The organism is Nocardia sp. NPDC050378 (assembly GCF_040655675.1).
GTDB classification, from domain to species: Bacteria; Actinomycetota; Actinomycetes; order Mycobacteriales; family Mycobacteriaceae; genus Nocardia; species Nocardia coubleae.
On sequence record NZ_JBFAKI010000005.1, the window covers coordinates 297,307 to 314,142 of the forward strand.

The following is a 16,836-nucleotide window of genomic DNA, read 5'->3' on the forward strand; positions in this document are numbered from 1 at the left end:
CACAATATCGCGCAACTATTCGGCAGGGCGTACGATTTCTTGCGTGACCGAGCAACGCCCCCGCCGCACCCAGGCCCAGCGCCGCGCCTCGACCCGGGCCCGCATTCTGGCCTGCACCGCCGAGTGCCTGCTCGAAAGCGGCTACGCGGCAACGACGGTGAGCGCCGTGCAGGAACGCGCCGGATTGGCGCGCGGCACCGTGCAGCACCACTTCCCCACTCGCGCCGAACTGCTCGTAGCCGCCACCACCCAGGTGGTCGACCAGCGGCTCGAGCAGTTCCGTCGCGAGGCCGAGCTGCTCCCGCCGGGCCGCGACCGGCTGCAGTCGGTGGTCGATCTGGCCTGGCGCGACCTGAACAGCCCGGCCTTCTTCACCGCCCTGGACCTGTGGGTGGCCGCGCGCACCGACGCCGAGCTGCGCGACCGGCTCGTACACGAGGAACAGCGGGTGTTCACCGAGATGCGCAGGCTCTACCTGGAGGTGCTCGGCGAGCCCTATGCCGCCGACCCGCGCGCGGAGCTGCTGGTGGAGTTCACCATCGACCTGCTCACCGGCCTGTCGATGACGGCCATGCTCACCGGCACCCTCGGCGAACGCGAGGCCGTGGTCCGTCGCTGGAAACGCGCGCTCGCGGTGCTGGTCGGGCAGTTGCCCAGCGACGAACTGCTCGACGGCAGCCCGTTGCCGCTCACCGCGTCAGCGGGCTGAGCCCAAGGCGCCGCGGTTGACGACGCCCACCGACGACAGCCCGTGCCAGCACAGCGTCACGGTCATCTCGACGGCCTCGTGTTTGGGGATCGGGCGGCCCGCGTCGAGCCAGTGCCGTGCGGTGGAGTGGCTGGCGCCCACGAGGCTGAACGCGCAGGCGAAGGCGCGCACGTCGTCCATGCCCGCGGCGCGCAGCTCGGCGCTGACCAGGACCGCGCAGGTGTTCATGGCATCGCGCACCCGCCACTGCACGCACGGTTCGCTCGGCACCGGTGATTCGAAGACCAGCGTGTGCCCGCCCGCGTCCTCGTCGACGAAATCGAAGTAGGCGCCGACCGCGCGCCGCACCTTCTGTTCGCCCTTGGTGCCTGCCAGCGCGTTGCGCACACCCTCGACCATGCGGTCGAGGTAGCGCTGCAGGACCGCCAGGTAGAGGTCGAGTTTGCTCGCGTAATGGGTGTAGAGGACCGGTTTGCTCATGCCCGCGCGGCTGCCGATGTCCTCCATGCTCGTGCCGTGGTAACCGTAGGCGACGAACACGTCACGGGCGGCGTCGAGCACCACCTGGCGCCGTTGGGCACGGGCGGCGTCCACACTCGCTGCGGGTTCGGTCGCGAGGTCTTCGCTGTGGAGAATCGTCATGCGTTGTCCTCGGTCTCGCGGGTCGGGCCGTTCACCATGTCAGCACCGGCTTGATGACCTTACCGGTGCGCTGATCGTGCAGAGCGGCGGCAATGTCGGAAGCGGGATAGCGGCTGACGAGTCGATCGACCGGGAAGCGGCCCTGCGCGTGCAGGTCCAGCAGGTGGGGAATGAAGGTGGCGGCGACGCTGTCGCCTTCGAGGCAGCCGCGAATCGTCTTGCCCTGCAAGACGATCTCGCCGACATCGATGGGCGGGGCACCACGGCCGAGACCGACGGCGACCACCGTGGCGCCGATGCCGAGGGCGGCGACCGCGTCGCCGAGCACGGCCGGTATTCCCGTGGTGTCCACGGCGTGGGTCGCGCCGCCGCCGGTGAGCTCACGCACCCGTGCCGCGGTCGCTTCCCCGGCCGGGTCGACGGCGGCACGGGCACCGAGCGCGAGCGCGAGTTCCCTACGCGACGAGGATGTTTCGACGACGACTACCTCCACGTCGGGCACCGTGCGTGCGGCGAGCAGGGCGGCCATGCCGACCGCACCCGCGCCGTACACGACGAGGCGGGCGCCGGAATCGGGGCGAAGCACGTTGAGGACCGCGCCCGCTCCGGTCTGGAACCCACACCCGAACGGTGCGGCCAGGGCCGGGTCGACGGCGGGGTCGACGACCACGGTGTTGTCCTCGCTGCTCAGCGCGTAGCCGGCCAGACTGGATTGCCCGAAGAATCCGGACAGCACCGGTGACCCGTCGACCAGTACCCGGGGCGCGACGTGGGCGCGGCGGCCGAAGTTGTTCAGCGTGGTCGCGTGCAGGCAGTAGGCGGGTCGGCCCGCGCGACAGTTGGCGCAGTCGCCGCAGTGGCGGAAGGTGAGCACGACGTGGTCTCCCGGCCGCACGGCGCGCACTCCCGGCCCGACGGCCTCGACCACCCCGGCACCTTCGTGCCCGAGCAGGATCGGCCGGTCCGCCGCACCGGCGCGCCGGGTGGCCAGGTCGGTGTGGCAGATGCCGGTGGCGGCCATCCGGACCAGGATCTCCCCGGCGCGCGGCTCGTCGATCTCGATCGCCTCGACGGAGAAGTCCGCCGACGGGTCGCGCGACAGCACGGCCGTGGTGCGCATCAGTTGTCCCGTTCCAACAGGAAGTAGAAGTACTGCCCGGCCGCGAGAACCAGTCCGGGACGGCCGTTCATGATGCCCATCAGGGTGTTGTCGTCGAGCCATTTGAAGTGGTCGAACACCGGGCGGCCGTCGTAGACCATCGTGGCGGTGACCTCACCGCGGAACTCGATGTTCCACAGCGTCGCCTCGCCCTGCCCCATCTCGACATTGGAGAACAGGGTGCCGTCCTCGGCGCGGCAGATCAGCGGTTTGGCGTCGTCGAGAGCCAGGAAATTCTTGCCGTACCAGCGACTGGCGGGCAGAGCTTTGCACAGCCGGTGACCGGTCTGGAAGGCGTCGCCGCGCCACTGCCCGAGGATGTCCTCGGCGCGCGCCGGGCGCAGCCGCGTCCAGATCTCGTCGAGTTCGGCGGTCGGCACACCCTCGTTCTGTGCCCGGAGTTGTTGCCAGCGTGGCTGTTCGGCCATGGGTGTCCTCGTCTCGCCGTTACCCGAACCAGGTGGTTCGGGATTGACCATAGTTCCGAACCAGATGGTTCGGCAAGGGGTAACATCCAGCGCATGCGAGCGGCAGGTGAGGCAACACGGGAGCGAATTCTCGCCGCGGCCAAGGCGGAATTCGCCGAGTTCGGGATCGCGGGCGCGCGGATCAACCGGATCGCCGAGGCCGCGCACGCCAGCAAGGACCGCCTCTACGCCTATTTCCCGGGCAAAAAGGAGCTCTACGCCGCCGTCACCGAACGCTGGGCCAGCGAAGCCTCCGCCCGCACGGCCATGCGTGCCGAGGATCTGCCCGGGTACGTCGGACGCCTCTTCGATCATTTCCTGGCCAATCCCGAAGATGCCCGCTTGCAGGCCTGGGCCGATCTGGAACCGGCCGAGGAAGAGGTGGCGCGCGCGTTGCGCGAGATGGTGGCGAGCAAGCTGGCCGAGTTGCGGCGCGGGCAGCGCGAGGGGCTGGTGACCCCCGATATCCCGGCGGCGTTGCTGCTGCGCATGCTCACCGATCTGGCCCGCACCACCGCTGTCCATGCCGCTCAGGCCGGTGGGGAGCATGTGGCGACCCAGCGTGCGGCGACCGTGCTCGCGGCCGCGCGCATGGTCGCCCCCTGAGACTAGGCGCCGGTGACGGATTCGGCCTGCAGCAATTGGCGGGCGATCAGGTCGGTGAGATGGGCTCGGGTGGTGTCGAATTCGCCGCGCAACCAGGCCGCGACGAGTTCGAGGGTGCCGCTGACCACCACGTAGGCGGCCATGTCGGTGTCGAGCGGGGCCACGGGTGTCGGGTGCAGTTCGCGGCTGACGGTGGCCATGGCCCGGGCGATGGCGTGCTGGGTGGTGAGGCGGGCGCGCTGCAGGGCCTCGGTGCTGTGGGCGTTGAGCAGCAGGGCGTGGCGGCGCGGGTCGTCGAGCAGGAAGCCGAGCGCGGCGTCGGCGGCGGCGTGGACCTGGCTGTGGGTATCGGGTTCGGCGGCGTGGGTGGCGGCGACCACGGTAGCGATGCCCGCGCCGGTGTGTTCTTCGACGAGGGTGGTGAGCAGGGCGTCGCGGTCGGTGAACTGTTCGTAGAAGTAGCGGTCGTTGAGTTTGGCCCTGGCGCAGACCGCGCGCTTGGTGACCGCGGCGGACCCCTCTTCGGCCAGCAGGTCGAGGGCGGCGTCCAGCAGGGCCGCGCGACGACGGGCGCGCCGTTCGCCTGAGGGCACTCCCCCGTATGCGCGCGGCGTCGTCGCGGTGTCCTCGCCCGGGCTCTTGACCATCCCCCCATTCTGGTGCACGCTGACACCACACGAGTTTCTGGTGTCGTGCGGCACCAGAATTGCGAAGGGGTGCCGACCGGACGACGCGGTCCCGGCGCTGGAACAAAGGAGTTCACCCATGACCTGTCCCGTGTCTCATCAGCCCACATCCACCTCGGAATACGCTCTGCCCCACGATGTTTCGGCTGCGGTCGAGCGCTTCGAACGGGTCGGCGGATCCGTGCTGTTCGGGCTGTTCGGCGTCGGCCTGTTCGACCAGCCGATGCTGCCACCGGTCTCGGCGGCGCTCGAAGCGACGGGGCGGTCCCGGTATCAGCCGTGGGCACGGGCGGTGCGCACCGCCGCCGCCGACCAGCTCATCTATCACGGCACCGACGCCGACGCGGCCGCCGAGACCGAGCGGCTGATGCTGCTGCACCGCGATGTCAAGGGCGTCGGCCCCGACGGGCAACGGTATTCGGCGCTCGAACCCCAGGCGTGGAACTGGATCCTGTACTCGACCTTCTTCGTCCAGCGCGGCGCATACATCGCCTTGACCGGCGTCGAGCCCACCGCCGCGCAGAATCAGGCCATCTGGGATCACTACCGTCGCAAAACCGCGGGCCTGCACCTGCGTGGCCGCAACACCCCGATCGCGGACTACACCGAACTGGTCGCGCACTACGAACGCATGGCCGCCGAACAATTGCGCGTCACCCCGGCACTCGAGGCGGCCACCAGCTCGGTCCGGCAGGCACCGCGCCCGGATTTCCTGCCGTGGCTCGCGGCACCGCTGTGGCGGGCCGGTTCGCCGGTGCTCAGCCATGTGGTGATGGTGCTCGGATGCGGGATCATGCATCCGAGCGTGCGTGCCCGGATGCCGATCACCTGGACGCGCCGCCACGACACCGAGTTCCGGGTACTCACCGCGCTGCTGCGCACCGCGTTCGACCGGTTGCCCGCCACCGTCACCGATTCGCCGATGGCTCGTAACCGGCGCCGCTATGAACGGCTCGCCGCCAGGTACCGCGGAGTCGGGCTCACCTCGTTCGCCCCCGACCCGGCGCTTGCGCCCGCCGTCTACGCCGAACCCGTGTCGAGCAGCCCGAGCTGAATCAGGTCGCTGACGTACTTGCCGATCAGGTCGCGCCCCAGATGCGGAATGTCCGGGGCGCCGACGATTTCGGCGGCGCGCACGGCGGCACGGAATCCCTCGGCCGGTAACGCCGAGCCCGCGCGTGCGCGCGCCGGGTACCGGTGCGCGTGCAACAGCGGCAGCAGCGAGTGCTTGCGTCGCGATTCGGGCAGGGCGCGCAGGGCTTTTCCGAAGCGGTCGAACCATTCGTCGTAGTCCTCGACACGGACGACGTGGCGACCGGCTTCGATCAGCCAGTCGACGAAGTCGTCGAGGCAGATCCCGTCGTCGTGGGGGTTGACCACATCGTAGGTGCGGTATCCGCCGGTCGGGGCCAGTGCGGTGACGGCGGCGGCGACGAAGTCGACGGGCAGCCCGTCGTAGTGCGCGCGACGGCGCAGACCGTCGGAGTCGGTGCGGTAGAACGACTTCGGCGCCAGACCCGTGACGAGCACACTGAGCAGCAACCGGGTGAACACGTCGGGCACGTTGAGCTGACCACGGTAGCGGCTGTGGGCGAGGATCATGTCCGACCGAAAGACCGCGACCGCAAGCCCGAAGCGGTCGGCAGCCTCCCGCAGCAGCACCTCACCAGCCCATTTGCTGTTGCCGTAGCCGTTGGCGTAGCCGGTGCCCAGGCGGCGCACGGGGCTCATGGTCCGCACGTCGCCGTCCTCGGTGAAGTCGGCGATCCGGTCGGCGACGGCCACCGTCGACAGGTAGCTGACCGGCTTGCGGGTGGTGGTCGCGGCCAACCGGATGATCTCGGCGGTGCCGACCACGTTGGGTCCGAACAGCTGGTGGTAGGGCAGCATGTGATTGACCAGGGCCGCCGAGTGCACGATCAGGTCCACGTCGCGGGCCAGTCGCTGCCACACCTCGTGGGACAGGCCGAGTTCCGGAGCGCCGATGTCGCCGGGCACGACCTCGAGGGCTGGAGCGGCGAGGGCCGCGAAGTGTTCGGCGAGGGCGGGGTCGCTGTCGTAGGCCGCGGCGAGGCGGGCTCGGGCAGCGTCGGGGTCGGCGCCACGCACCACACAGATCACGGTGCCACCGAGCGGGACGACGCGTTCGAGCAGCTCCAGCAGCAGGAATCGGCCGAGATACCCGTTGGCGCCGGTGAGCAGCACAGTGCGCGCGGGCGTCGCGGCTCTCGGCAGGCCGGGGGCGGCGGTGACGGTGGCGGTGGCGAGGAACTTGTCCAGGGTCAGGTCCGCTGCCCGGATCTCGGTGGCGCCGGGACCGTGGACCGTGTCGGCATCGAGTGTCGCGACGCCCGCGGTGATGTAGGTGACGAGGGCGGCCAGGGTGGCATCGGGGCCGAGTAGGACGTTGACCGGAACCTCGACGTCGAGCAGTTCGCGCAGCAGCGTCGAATACGACAGTGCGGCAAGCGAATCACCGCCCAGGTCGGAGAATCGGGTGTCGGCGCGCAGGGCGGCGGGATCGCAGCCGAGTATCGCCCCCGCGGCCCGGGTGACGACCTCGGACACCGCGAGGCCGGGAGCATCGGCACGTAACCGGCGCAGTTCGTGGTCCTGGCGTCCGGCCAGCTCGTCGTAGAGCCGTTCCAGGCGCTGCCCGTAGCGCTCTTTCAGCTTGGGGCGCAACAACTTTCCCACTCCGGAGAGCAGGCCGTTGTCGACGGTGAACGGTTCGGGTTCGACGAGGAAGGCGCGCGGGATCTCGTACGGTTCCAGTTGTGCCCGCACCGCGGCCCGGTGCAGTGCGGCGCTGATCGCGGCGTGGGCCTGTTCGACGGGCAGCGGGCGGGTGGGGACGACGACGGCGAGCAGGAACGCGCGATCGCTGCTGCCGTAGACATAGATCTGATGGATCGGATCCTCGCCGGCGAACACCGCTTCCAGGCGCGAGACCGTCACGAACTCACCCTGGGACAGCTTGATGACGTTGTTGCGCCGGTCGACATAGGTCAGCCGGTCCGGTGCGAGTTCGGCGACGATGTCGCCGGTGCGGCAGAAACCGTCGGCGTCGAACACCTCGGCGGTGGCCTCGGGGCGCCGGTAGTAACCGGCGATCATGGTGGTGGTCTTGAGCAGCAGTTCACCACGCGGGTAAGGCTTGTCGGTGCCGAAGTAGCCGAGTTCGGGGACGTCGAGGAGCTTGTAGTCCAGCACCGGCGGGCGCATGACCCGGGTGTCGAAGATGACGCCACCACCGGTCTCGGTCGACCCGTAGCCGTCGTGCAGCCGCAACTCGAGCACCGATTCGACGAACGCGCGCAGTTCCGGTGCGATGGGGGCGCTGCCACACGACACCGTCAGCAGGCGACCGCCCAGGAGTTGTTCGCGCAGTGACGTTTTCACCTGGTCGTCGCTGAGTTCGGGGTGGCGTTCGCGGGCGCGACGGTAGTGCTGCTGGATCATCTCGCACACGCGCGGGACGAGGAAGATCTCGGTGGGCCGCACCAGGGCGATGTCGTCGAAGAGTGTCGAAGTATCCGGTGCGGCGGTGAAGTAGGCGGTGCCACCCCGGGCGAGGGCGGCGTCGAGGGTGAGTCTGGCCGCGATGTGGCTCATCGGCAGGAAGTTCAGGTTGATGACCGCGTACGGGCGCACCGGCTGCCAGCCGGCGGCGACGAGGCGGCGGGTGTACATCGCGCCCTTGGGTGTTCCCGTGCTGCCGGAGGTGTAGATCAGCAGGGCCAGCGCGTCGTCGTCGGGTTCCACGCGAGGGGCAGGCTCGGCGGTCAGTCCTTGTTCGACAGTGTCGGCGAGAGTGCGTATTCCGGGGAAATCGTGGCGCGCTCGGTCGAGTAGCTCGCGATGCCGGTGGTCGTCGGCGAAGAAGTCGAACACCACCAGTGTCGGCGGGGCGACACCCGGGGAGACCACCTCCACAGCTGTGCCGAGATACGCGACGTCGACCGCGAGGACCTTCGGTGTGGTCTCGTCGAGAATCGAACGCAGCTGGGTCGAGCTCGCCCCCGACTGCAGCGGCACGGCCACCGCTCCGAGATGGATCACGGCCAGGTCGAGCACCGTGTAGTCGACCCCGGTGAATCCGAGCATCGCCACGAAGTCCCCGGCGCGCACCCCGTCGGCGTACCACGCCGCCGCCACCGCGCGCGCCCGGTCCCACAGTGTGCGGTAGGTGATCGTCTCGAAGTCGGGGACGATCCGCCGCACCGCTCCTCCCCCGTGGGCGTCGGGCACGAGCTCGGTGCGCCGGAACCCGAGCGCGGGCCGGTCGGCGTACCCGGTCATCGCCGCCTCGACGATCTCACCGAGCGGCCGTCCGGGTGTGGTGACGATGGCGTGCACCTCGTCCGCGGGGCGCGCGGCCCTGACCTGTGGGTCCTCGGTGAGCAGTGTGGTGAGTCGCCGCGCACCGGTGTCCTGGTCGAGGGTCATCCGGCGTTCTCCGTCCTGGTCTGCCCGCCGGGGCTGGTGATGCGTACGCCTTGCCACGCACGGCGGATGGCCGGGTCGGGATCGATCAGGACGCGGGTGGGGTGGTCGAAGATCTGGGTGGCGCGGTGGTCGGCGGTGTAGGCGGGCCAGGCGGGCAGGGGGCTGCCGGTGCGGGCGAAACTGAGCCAGTTGTCCTGCATGGCGCGCTGGACGGCCAGGAACGCCCGGTACCCGCCGGCCGCGGTCATCATGCGCCCGACCGGGGTGTTCACCCAGCCGAAGACGGGGATCAGGTCCAGGGCGTGGGTGGCGCCGAAACCGCCCAATCGCAGTGCGCGCGGGGCGAAGTCGAACCGGTAGGCGTAGGTGGGCGCGTGGGGGCTGTGTCCTTCGAGGACCTCGAGGGTGGGGCGCAGGAACATGAAGTCGCCGCCGATGCGGACGGCGGTCGCCGGGCTCGGGTAGCCGGGATAGCAGGCGGCGACACGTTCGAGGGCACCGGCTTCGCAGCGGGCGAAGGTGGTGGCCAGTTGGTCTTCGGTGTGCGGCACCGATTTCACGAAACGCTGGAACAGGGTCGCCTCGTCGCGATTGGTGCCGATGATCAGCGGCACCCGATGCGCACGGCCCGCGACGATCGCGTCCAGGGGCGCCTCGGGCAGGAACTCGCCATCAGCGACGGGGGCGTAGGCGAAGCTGCCGGGTTCCTCGCGCATGGCCCGGCCCAGGGCGCGGTCGGTGGCCCGGCACAGCGCGCTGGCCGAGGTGGTGGTGAGGGCGGTGACGGCGTAGGCCGGGTCGGCGCCCAGTCGCTCGAGGCAGCGGCGGGCGAAACGGTGCGCGTCCTGGCGGGTCATCGTCCAGTCGGCGGGGGCGCTCTGGGCGATGGCGCGGTGGAACAGGCCGCGCGCGGCGGGGGTGGCCATCAGGCTCACCACGGCGTGCGCGCCCGCCGATTCGCCGAAGATCGTCACATTGCCGGGGTCGCCACCGAAGGCGGCGATATTGCGCTGCACCCATTCCAGCGCGGCCACCTGGTCGCGGAGCCCGAGATTCACGTCGAAAGGGCGTTCCGGCGTGGAGAATTCGCTGAAGTCGACATAGCCGAGACCGCCGAGCCGGTAGTTCACCGACACCACGATCACGTCGCCGCGGACCGCGAGGCGAGCGCCGGAGTACATGCTCGAGGTGCCGATGACATATCCGCCGCCGTGGATGAACACCATCACCGGGCGCGGTGTGCCCGATGATGCCGCCGGGGCGGTGACGTTCAGGGTGAGGCAGTCCTCGCCCACCGGTTGCCAGGTGCGCGGGCCGATGCGGGCACCGCTGGGGTGCTGGGTCGCCGCGAAACGGAAACGGTCGGCCGCGCGCACGCCGGTCCAGGGACGCACCGGCTGGGGTGCGCGCAGGCGCAGGTCGCCGACAGGAGGGGCCGCGTACGGTAGGGCGCGCCAGCGCACGACACTGCGGCCCGCTCGACCGCGCACGACTCCGTCGGCGGTCACGATCTCGATGGGCATCATCCCTTCACAGTACGTGGTACCGCCGGTACCGCGCGGGTGGTTCGGTACGACGGGTTTCCGGATTTCCCACGACCTAGGATGGGATGATGGCCGCCGAACCGAGCGACCCGGAGCAGGCGCCACTCGCGGCGGGCGATGCGGGCACCCTCGCCGAACTCGACGCGCTGGTGTCCTCGTGCCGGGCTTGTCCCCGTCTGGTCGCCTGGCGCGAGCAGGTGGCGCGGGAGAAACGGGCCGCGTTCCGCGACGAGGACTATTGGGGCAGGCCGGTGCCCGGTTTCGGGCCCGCCGATGCCCGGATCCTGGTGGTCGGGTTGGCACCGGCCGCGCACGGCGGCAACCGGACCGGGCGCATGTTCACCGGCGACGAGAGCGGCAATGTCCTGTTCGCGGCCATGCACGCGGTCGGCCTGTCGACCGGTTCGCACCCGGTCCGCGCCGACGACGGCATCGAACTCCTCGACCTGCGCGTCACCGCTCCCGTGCACTGCGCGCCGCCGCAGAACAAGCCGACCCGCGACGAAACGCTGCGCTGCGCACCGTATCTGAGCCGGGAGATGGAATTGCTCGCCACCACCTTGACGGTGATCGTCGTTCTCGGCGCCTTCGGGTGGCAGGCGTTGTTCACCGTCCTCGCCGAAGGCGGCTGGACCATCCCCCGCCCGCGCCCCCGTTTCGGCCACGGCGCCCAGGTGGTCCTCACCCACCCGGACGGGCGAACGGTGACGGTACTCGGCTGCTACCACGTGAGCCAGCGCAACACCTTCACCGGCATGCTGACCCCCGCCATGGTGCGGGACGTGCTGCGGCAGGCCAAGGCGATCGCCTGCTCCTGACCGGCCACGGCACGAAATCCGGTCGGGGTGGTTCGGGTGGGGAAGGCCGGGTATGCGCGCGGTGTGAACAGCATTCGAGAGATCGCGGAAAGGCGCGGGCCCTTCGCTGTCGTGTACATGGATGCCTCACACGACACCGAGGACGCCGCGCATCAACTGGAGCTGCGACGACGGTCCATCAGCGGTCGCCTGCGGGAAGCGGGAGCGAGCGCGGAGATGATCGGGCTGTTCGATCGGGCCGTCGCCGAGGGTCCGCCCGGTCGTGGGCGGGCCGGACGGGTGTTGATCATCGACGATCACACCGTCCATGCCGACGAACTGCTGCCCGAACCACCGGCTCGAGAGGTGGTGCGGGTATCGCCGCTGCCCTATCTGCTGCCGTTGCTGCGCCACCACGAGGAACTGATCCCGCATGTGGTCGCCGTGGTCGACAAGGTCGGCTGCGACCTGACCGTCGTGGACCAGAACGGTTCGGTCACCGAACGCAGCGTCGACCAGGACCCGTATCCGGTGCACAAAACCGGTGGCGGGGCATGGGCGCACCGTTCCATGCAGCAACGCGTCGAGGAGACGACCCGGCGGACCATCGACGACCTCGCCGAGCAGGTGCGCAACGAGGCCGAGCAGGTGCATGCCGAGGTGATCGTGGTCGCCGGTGAGGTGAGCGCCCGCAACGCCCTGCACCACGCACTGCCCGAACACGGGCCGACGGTGGTCGAGGTCGAGACGGGAGCACGCGCCGCGGGCGGCGACCCGGGTGAGCTCGACGCCGCCGTCCACCGGGTGGTCGCCGAACAGGCCCGCCACGACATCGAAGAGGTCCTCGACACCGTCGCCGCCGAGATCGCCCGCCCCGAAGGCCTGGCGGTCTCCGGTCTCGACGCGACCGCCGAGGCATTGCGGATGGCGCGCGTCGACCGGTTGCTCATCGACCCGGACCGGCTCGGTGACCGCACCGTGCTGGTCGGCGCCGATCGGGCACAGGTGAGCGTCGACCTGCACGCCCCGGCCGGCTGGACCGGCAGCACCGCCCCACGACAGTCCTGCCGCGCCGACGAGGCACTGCCCGTCGCGGCGATCCTGACCGGTGCCGAGGTCATCGTCACCGGCGGTGTGCCGTCCGAGGACGGTGTCGCCGCACTGGTCCGGCACCGCTGACAACCACAAGGAGGCACGATGGTCATCGAACGAGGCAACACCAAGCACGGTCCGGCCCACGACGAGGAACTCGCGCACGAGCTGGACGGCACGATCAAGGGCAACCGGTCGAGCCGGGCCGAGGAGTGGCGAGACCCCGAGCCACCCGCCGACGACGACCCCGACACCCGAACCCGGTGACCTGGATCGAGGACCGGGTCGGGCAGCTGCTGCGCAAGGTCGCGCCCACGGCAGGGGTCGGCGTGCACGCGGTGACGATCGCGCGCCCCCGCGCGGACGTCGAACAGTTCTGGCTCGATCCGGCGAACCTGTCCGCCGCGCTGGACGGCATCGCCCACGTGGAATCGACCGGCCCGGACCGGTTGACGTGGTCGTTCGTCGAACACACCGCCGCCGCCGCGCAGTGGGTGAGCCGCACCGTGCGCGCCCCCGGCGAGGTCCGATTCGTCGGCGGCCGCGACCCGGCGGGCCGGTCCCAGATCCGGTTGACCTTCGCCGACGCCCCCGGTGATCTGGGTACGGAGGTGACGATCCGGGTCACCAGTCCGCTGCCCGAACAGCTCACCGGGCATGCCGCGTTCACCGCCCTCTACCGGGCGCGCGCGATCCTGCAGACCGGGGAGGCCCCGACACTGACCCACAATCCGAGCGGACGCGAGCAGGAGGACTGATGCGAGCACTGTGCTGGAACGGCGTGAACGATCTGGCCGTGGAGACGGTGCCCGATCCGCGCCTGGTCAACCCGCACGATGTGATCGTGGCGGTCCGGTTGAGCACCACCTGCGGTTCGGATCTGCATTTCATCGACGGCTACCTGCCCGGTATGCGCGAAGGTGACGTGATCGGGCACGAATTCATGGGTGAGGTGCTCGAGGTCGGCCGCGCGGTGGAGCGGATCGCCGTCGGTGACCGGGTGGTCGTGCCGTCGTTCATCGGGTGCGGCGCGTGCTGGTACTGCGGGGCAGGGCGGTATTCCGCCTGTGACACCACCAACCCGAATGCCGCGGTGCAACAACCGATCCTGGGTTTCCCATCCGGCGGGATCTACGGCTACACCCATCCCTTCGGCGGCTATCAGGGCTCACACGCCGAATACATCCGGGTGCCATTCGGCGATGTGAACTGTTTCCCGATTCCCGAGTCGATCACCGACGAGCAGGCCCTGTTCTGTTCCGACGCCCTGCCGACCGGGCTGATGGGCGCCGACTTCTGCGACATCTCCCCCGGCGACACCGTCGCGGTCTGGGGCAGCGGCGGCGTCGGGTTGATGGCCGCCCACACCAGCCGCCTGCTCGGCGCGGGCCGGGTGATCGTGATCGACCGCGTCCCCGAACGCCTCGAGCTGGCGCGCCGGCACGCGGGCGCCGACACCATCGACTACACCAGTGTCGACAGCGTGCCCGCGACCCTGCGCGAGATGACGGGCGGACGCGGACCCGACGCCTGCATCGACGCGGTCGGGATGGAAGCGCACGGCACCGGCATACAGCACCTCTACGACCGGGCCAAACAGTTGCTGCGGCTGGAAACCGATCGGGCCACCGCGTTGCGCGAGGCGATGATGTCGTGCCGCAAGACCGGGGTGGTGTCGGTGCTCGGCGTGTACGGCGTGACCGACAAATTCCCGATGGGTGTGCTCACCAACAAGGGGCTGACCCTGCGCACCGCCCAGCAGTCCGGTCAGCGCGATGTCTCCCGCATGTTCGAGTTCATCGCCGGCGGTCAGCTCGACCCCTCGTATCTGATCACCCATGATCTGCCGCTGTCGGACGCGGTCGCCGGCTACGACATATTCAAGAACGACAAGAGCGAATGCGTGCGCGCGGTCTTCCGGCCGTGACGTTCACCGGTGGGCGTGCCGGGTGAGCTGGTCGACCGGGTCGTGTCCGCCGACACCGGAGGCGAATTCGCGGTAGCGCAACGTGCCACCGGCGTCGGCGGCCAGCGGTGGGGTGTCACCGCCCGCGCCGTCGCCGAATCCGTGCAGCACCTCGGTGAGCGCGTCGGCGGCGCTGATCCTCGGCGTCCAGCCGAGTTCGGTACGGGCGCGGGTGGTGTCGAGCAGCGGTAGATGCATCATCGCGTCGAACAGTTCGGGAGTGGCCGGAACCAGCCGCAACCACCAGCCCACCGTGAGCGCGGCTTTCACCGCGCGCGGTGGGACGGGAAACGTCCTGGTGCGCAGGATGCGGGTGATGGCGTCGCGGTCGACGACATCATCGGCGGCCAGGTTGAACGCACCACGCACCTGTTTCGTCACCGCCAGCGCGTAGGCGCGTCCCACGTCGCTGCTGTGCAACGCCTGGAACCGCATGCCCCACGGGTACGGCAGCACGGGCAGCACCCCCGGCCGGATCAACCGGTTGGGCAGCAGCGGTCCGGCGAACAGGCGGCGTTGTTCGCTGGCCGAGTCGTACTGGAAGGTGAACGCCGGCCGCATCCGCACCACCCGGACGTCGCGGTTGTCGCGTTCGAAGATGTCGAGCAGCCGCTCGACATAGGATTTTTCGGCCATGTAGGCGGCGGCGGGCCAGCCTTCGGTCGGCCAGCTCTCGGTGACGGGTTCGTCGTCCTCGCGCGGCGCGTACGCTCCGACCGAGGACGCGTAGATCAGCGCGGGCACCTGCGCCTCGGCGACAGCGGCCAGCACCCGTTCGGTGCCGTCGACATTGGTGTGCCAGGTGTCGAGCGGCCGGTGCGTGGGCTGGAACACCCAGGCCAGGTGCACCACCGCATCGGCGCCACGAAACAACGAGACCAGATCGGCGTCGCGCACGTCGGCGCCGACCCAGTCAACCCCGGCGAGCCCACGGTCTGGTTTGCGCCGCGCCACTCCCAGCACCGACGTCACCGCCGGTGTGGTGGTCAGTGCGTCGACCACTGCCGTGCCGACATTGCCTGTCGCTCCCATCACGACCACACGCATCGCACACCTCCTCGGCTCGGTTCGCATCCTCGCCATACCCGCGTCGGTGCGGCCGACACCGATCCGCCCGGATCTGTTTGACCCGCCGCGCACGTGGAATCGCTTCGACGACGACCACCGCCCGAGGGAGGACGCTCATGCCGTTCGATCAGACCGATCCAGGCTTCCGCGGACCAGGCCCCGAATCCGTCGATCACGTCGTCGCGCGCCGCCCGCGTGTCGTCGTCCTGGGTGATGCCGTCCTCGACGTGTGGAAATGGGGACGCTGCCACCGGCTGTGCCGGGAGGGCCCGGTGCCGGTGGTCGATGTCGCCGAGACCGCGAAAGTTCCTGGGGCGGCCGCGAATACAGCGGTCAACCTCGCCGCACTCGGTGCGCAGGTGCAGATGGTCGCCACGGTGGGCGACGACGACGCCGGCCACGACCTGCGCGACTCGTTGCGCCGCGCGGGAGTGGTAACCGACACCGTGGTCGCCGATCCGACCCGGCACACCGAGGTGAAGGTACGGGTGATGGCCGACGAGCAGATCCTGCTGCGCTACGACGAGGACTGTGCCCCGGTCTCCACCGACACCACCGCCCTGCTCGCCGCGCTCGACACCGCCCTCACCGATGCCGACGCGCTGCTGATCTGTGATTACGGCATCACCCTCGACGACACGATCCGCGACGCCCTGTGCGCGCGCCGCGACAGCCTGCCGCTGCTGGTGCTCGACGCGCACGCACCGGCCCGCTGGCAGCCGCTGCGGCCCGACCTGGTGACACCCAACGCCGAGGAGGCCGCGGACCTGCTCGACGCCCCGCTCGACACAAGGGCGCACAGCGATCACGCGCAACTGTTCATCGACCACCGCGACGAACTGATGGTCCGGACCGGAGCGGCCGCGGTGGTGGTGACCCTCGACAAGGACGGCACCGTCCTGCTCGTGGACGGCAAGCCCGCGCACCGGACCTGGGCGGTGGCGGTGCCGGAGAACCGGTCGGCCGGTGCCGGTGACACCTTCGTCGCCGCCCTCACCGCCGCCGTGCTCGACGCGATGCCGCTGACCGGGGCGGTCGAATTCGCCCAAGCCGCCGCGGATGTGGTGTTGCGCAGCCCCGGTACCTCGGTGTGCCGGTGCCCCGATCTGCGTGCCCGCCTCGGCGGCGAGGGCTCCGGAGTCCTCTCGCGCGACCGGTTCGTCGCGACCGTGCGCCGCGAACGCGCCGAGGGCGCGCGGGTGGTGTTCACCAACGGCTGCTTCGACGTGCTGCACGCCGGTCACATCGCCTGCCTCAACGAGGCCAAGAGCCTGGGCGACATCCTGGTGGTCGCCGTGAACTCCGACAGCAGTGTGCGCCGCCTCAAAGGCCCTGAGCGGCCCGTGAACACCGCCGGCGACCGATGCGCGGTGCTGGCCGCCCTGAGCTGTGTGGACCATGTGACCGTCTTCGACGAGGACACCCCCGCCGAGCTGCTGCGCGCCACCCAGCCCCAGCTCTATGTCAAAGGCGGCGACTACAGCCCCGACATGCTGCCCGAGACCGCTGTCGTCACCGCATACGGCGGCCAGGTCCGGGTCCTGAACTACCTCGCCGACCACTCCACGACAACGATGATCGACCGCATCCGCGGCCGCGTGGGAGAACGATGAGCGATGCCGACGCCCGTACCGATCCACACCCGGCGCGC

The 16,836-nt window shown here is 70.1% G+C and carries 16 protein-coding genes; 9 read left to right on the forward strand and 7 right to left on the reverse strand.

Going from position 1 to position 16,836, the window contains the following annotated elements; translation table 11 throughout:
* Positions 1 to 43 precede the first annotated feature (43 nt).
* On the forward strand, positions 44 to 709 hold the full coding sequence (locus AB0I35_RS14120) for a TetR/AcrR family transcriptional regulator (RefSeq protein WP_067489773.1): 666 nt from the start codon (positions 44 to 46) through the stop codon (positions 707 to 709).
* Here AB0I35_RS14120 and AB0I35_RS14125 read toward each other — a convergent pair.
* From AB0I35_RS14125 to AB0I35_RS14135, 3 genes are read right to left on the reverse strand one after another with little or no spacing between them, the layout of a single operon-like run.
* Positions 698 to 1,351 (reverse strand): TetR/AcrR family transcriptional regulator, encoded by a 654-nt coding sequence (locus AB0I35_RS14125; protein ID WP_357396268.1) that lies wholly within the window; start codon positions 1,349 to 1,351, stop codon positions 698 to 700. The two genes, AB0I35_RS14120 and AB0I35_RS14125, sit on opposite strands and share 12 nt — an antisense overlap.
* Before the next feature lie 31 nt (positions 1,352 to 1,382).
* Positions 1,383 to 2,471, reverse strand: a complete 1,089-nt coding sequence (locus AB0I35_RS14130; protein WP_357396270.1) for an NAD(P)-dependent alcohol dehydrogenase — start codon at positions 2,469 to 2,471, stop codon at positions 1,383 to 1,385.
* Positions 2,471 to 2,938, reverse strand: a complete 468-nt coding sequence (locus AB0I35_RS14135) for a DUF4334 domain-containing protein (RefSeq protein ID WP_357396271.1) — start codon at positions 2,936 to 2,938, stop codon at positions 2,471 to 2,473. Before AB0I35_RS14135 ends, AB0I35_RS14130 begins: the two co-directional genes overlap by 1 nt.
* A gap of 93 nt (positions 2,939 to 3,031) precedes the next feature.
* Between AB0I35_RS14135 and AB0I35_RS14140 the strand changes: the two genes are divergently transcribed.
* Positions 3,032 to 3,583 (forward strand): TetR family transcriptional regulator, encoded by a 552-nt coding sequence (locus AB0I35_RS14140; RefSeq protein ID WP_357396272.1) that lies wholly within the window; start codon positions 3,032 to 3,034, stop codon positions 3,581 to 3,583.
* A 2-nt stretch (positions 3,584 to 3,585) separates the two neighbouring features.
* Here the strand turns inward: AB0I35_RS14140 and AB0I35_RS14145 are convergent, their stop codons facing one another.
* Complete coding sequence (locus AB0I35_RS14145) at positions 3,586 to 4,230, reverse strand: TetR family transcriptional regulator (protein ID WP_357396273.1); 645 nt, start codon at positions 4,228 to 4,230, stop codon at positions 3,586 to 3,588.
* A 118-nt stretch (positions 4,231 to 4,348) separates the two neighbouring features.
* Between AB0I35_RS14145 and AB0I35_RS14150 the strand changes: the two genes are divergently transcribed.
* A complete protein-coding gene (locus tag AB0I35_RS14150; RefSeq protein WP_357396274.1) occupies positions 4,349 to 5,323 on the forward strand; it encodes an oxygenase MpaB family protein in 975 nt (324 codons plus the stop codon).
* Here the strand turns inward: AB0I35_RS14150 and car are convergent.
* Both car and AB0I35_RS14160 read right to left on the reverse strand, forming a co-directional pair.
* On the reverse strand, positions 5,290 to 8,718 hold the full coding sequence (gene car, locus AB0I35_RS14155; RefSeq protein ID WP_357396275.1) for a carboxylic acid reductase: 3,429 nt from the start codon (positions 8,716 to 8,718) through the stop codon (positions 5,290 to 5,292). The genes AB0I35_RS14150 and car overlap by 34 nt on opposite strands.
* On the reverse strand, positions 8,715 to 10,244 hold the full coding sequence (locus tag AB0I35_RS14160) for a carboxylesterase/lipase family protein (RefSeq protein WP_357396277.1): 1,530 nt from the start codon (positions 10,242 to 10,244) through the stop codon (positions 8,715 to 8,717). Before AB0I35_RS14160 ends, car begins: the two co-directional genes overlap by 4 nt.
* Positions 10,245 to 10,330: 86 nt before the next feature.
* Here AB0I35_RS14160 and AB0I35_RS14165 point away from each other — a divergent pair, with 86 nt between their 5' ends.
* The 5 genes from AB0I35_RS14165 (at position 10,331) to AB0I35_RS14185 (ending at position 14,078) form a co-directional block, all read left to right on the forward strand.
* Positions 10,331 to 11,080 (forward strand): uracil-DNA glycosylase, encoded by a 750-nt coding sequence (locus AB0I35_RS14165; RefSeq protein ID WP_357396278.1) that lies wholly within the window; start codon positions 10,331 to 10,333, stop codon positions 11,078 to 11,080.
* 117 nt (positions 11,081 to 11,197) lie between these two features.
* Entirely contained in the window at positions 11,198 to 12,238 is a 1,041-nt protein-coding gene (locus AB0I35_RS14170) for a Vms1/Ankzf1 family peptidyl-tRNA hydrolase (protein WP_357396280.1), read from the forward strand.
* A gap of 18 nt (positions 12,239 to 12,256) precedes the next feature.
* Positions 12,257 to 12,418, forward strand: coding sequence for a hypothetical protein (locus AB0I35_RS14175; RefSeq protein WP_357396539.1), 162 nt, complete (start codon positions 12,257 to 12,259; stop codon positions 12,416 to 12,418).
* Positions 12,415 to 12,909, forward strand: coding sequence for a hypothetical protein (locus AB0I35_RS14180; protein ID WP_357396281.1), 495 nt, complete (start codon positions 12,415 to 12,417; stop codon positions 12,907 to 12,909). Before AB0I35_RS14175 ends, AB0I35_RS14180 begins: the two co-directional genes overlap by 4 nt.
* Positions 12,909 to 14,078, forward strand: a complete 1,170-nt coding sequence (locus tag AB0I35_RS14185; protein WP_357396283.1) for a zinc-dependent alcohol dehydrogenase — start codon at positions 12,909 to 12,911, stop codon at positions 14,076 to 14,078. Before AB0I35_RS14180 ends, AB0I35_RS14185 begins: the two co-directional genes overlap by 1 nt.
* Before the next feature lie 3 nt (positions 14,079 to 14,081).
* On the opposite strand, the gene AB0I35_RS14190 is transcribed toward AB0I35_RS14185, so the two are convergent.
* Complete coding sequence (locus AB0I35_RS14190; RefSeq protein WP_357396285.1) at positions 14,082 to 15,164, reverse strand: NAD-dependent epimerase/dehydratase family protein; 1,083 nt, start codon at positions 15,162 to 15,164, stop codon at positions 14,082 to 14,084.
* Positions 15,165 to 15,301: 137 nt separating this feature from the next.
* Between AB0I35_RS14190 and rfaE2 the strand changes: the two genes are divergently transcribed.
* Positions 15,302 to 16,798 (forward strand): D-glycero-beta-D-manno-heptose 1-phosphate adenylyltransferase, encoded by a 1,497-nt coding sequence (rfaE2, locus tag AB0I35_RS14195; protein ID WP_357396286.1) that lies wholly within the window; start codon positions 15,302 to 15,304, stop codon positions 16,796 to 16,798.
* The last annotated feature ends 38 nt before the right edge of the window (positions 16,799 to 16,836 follow it).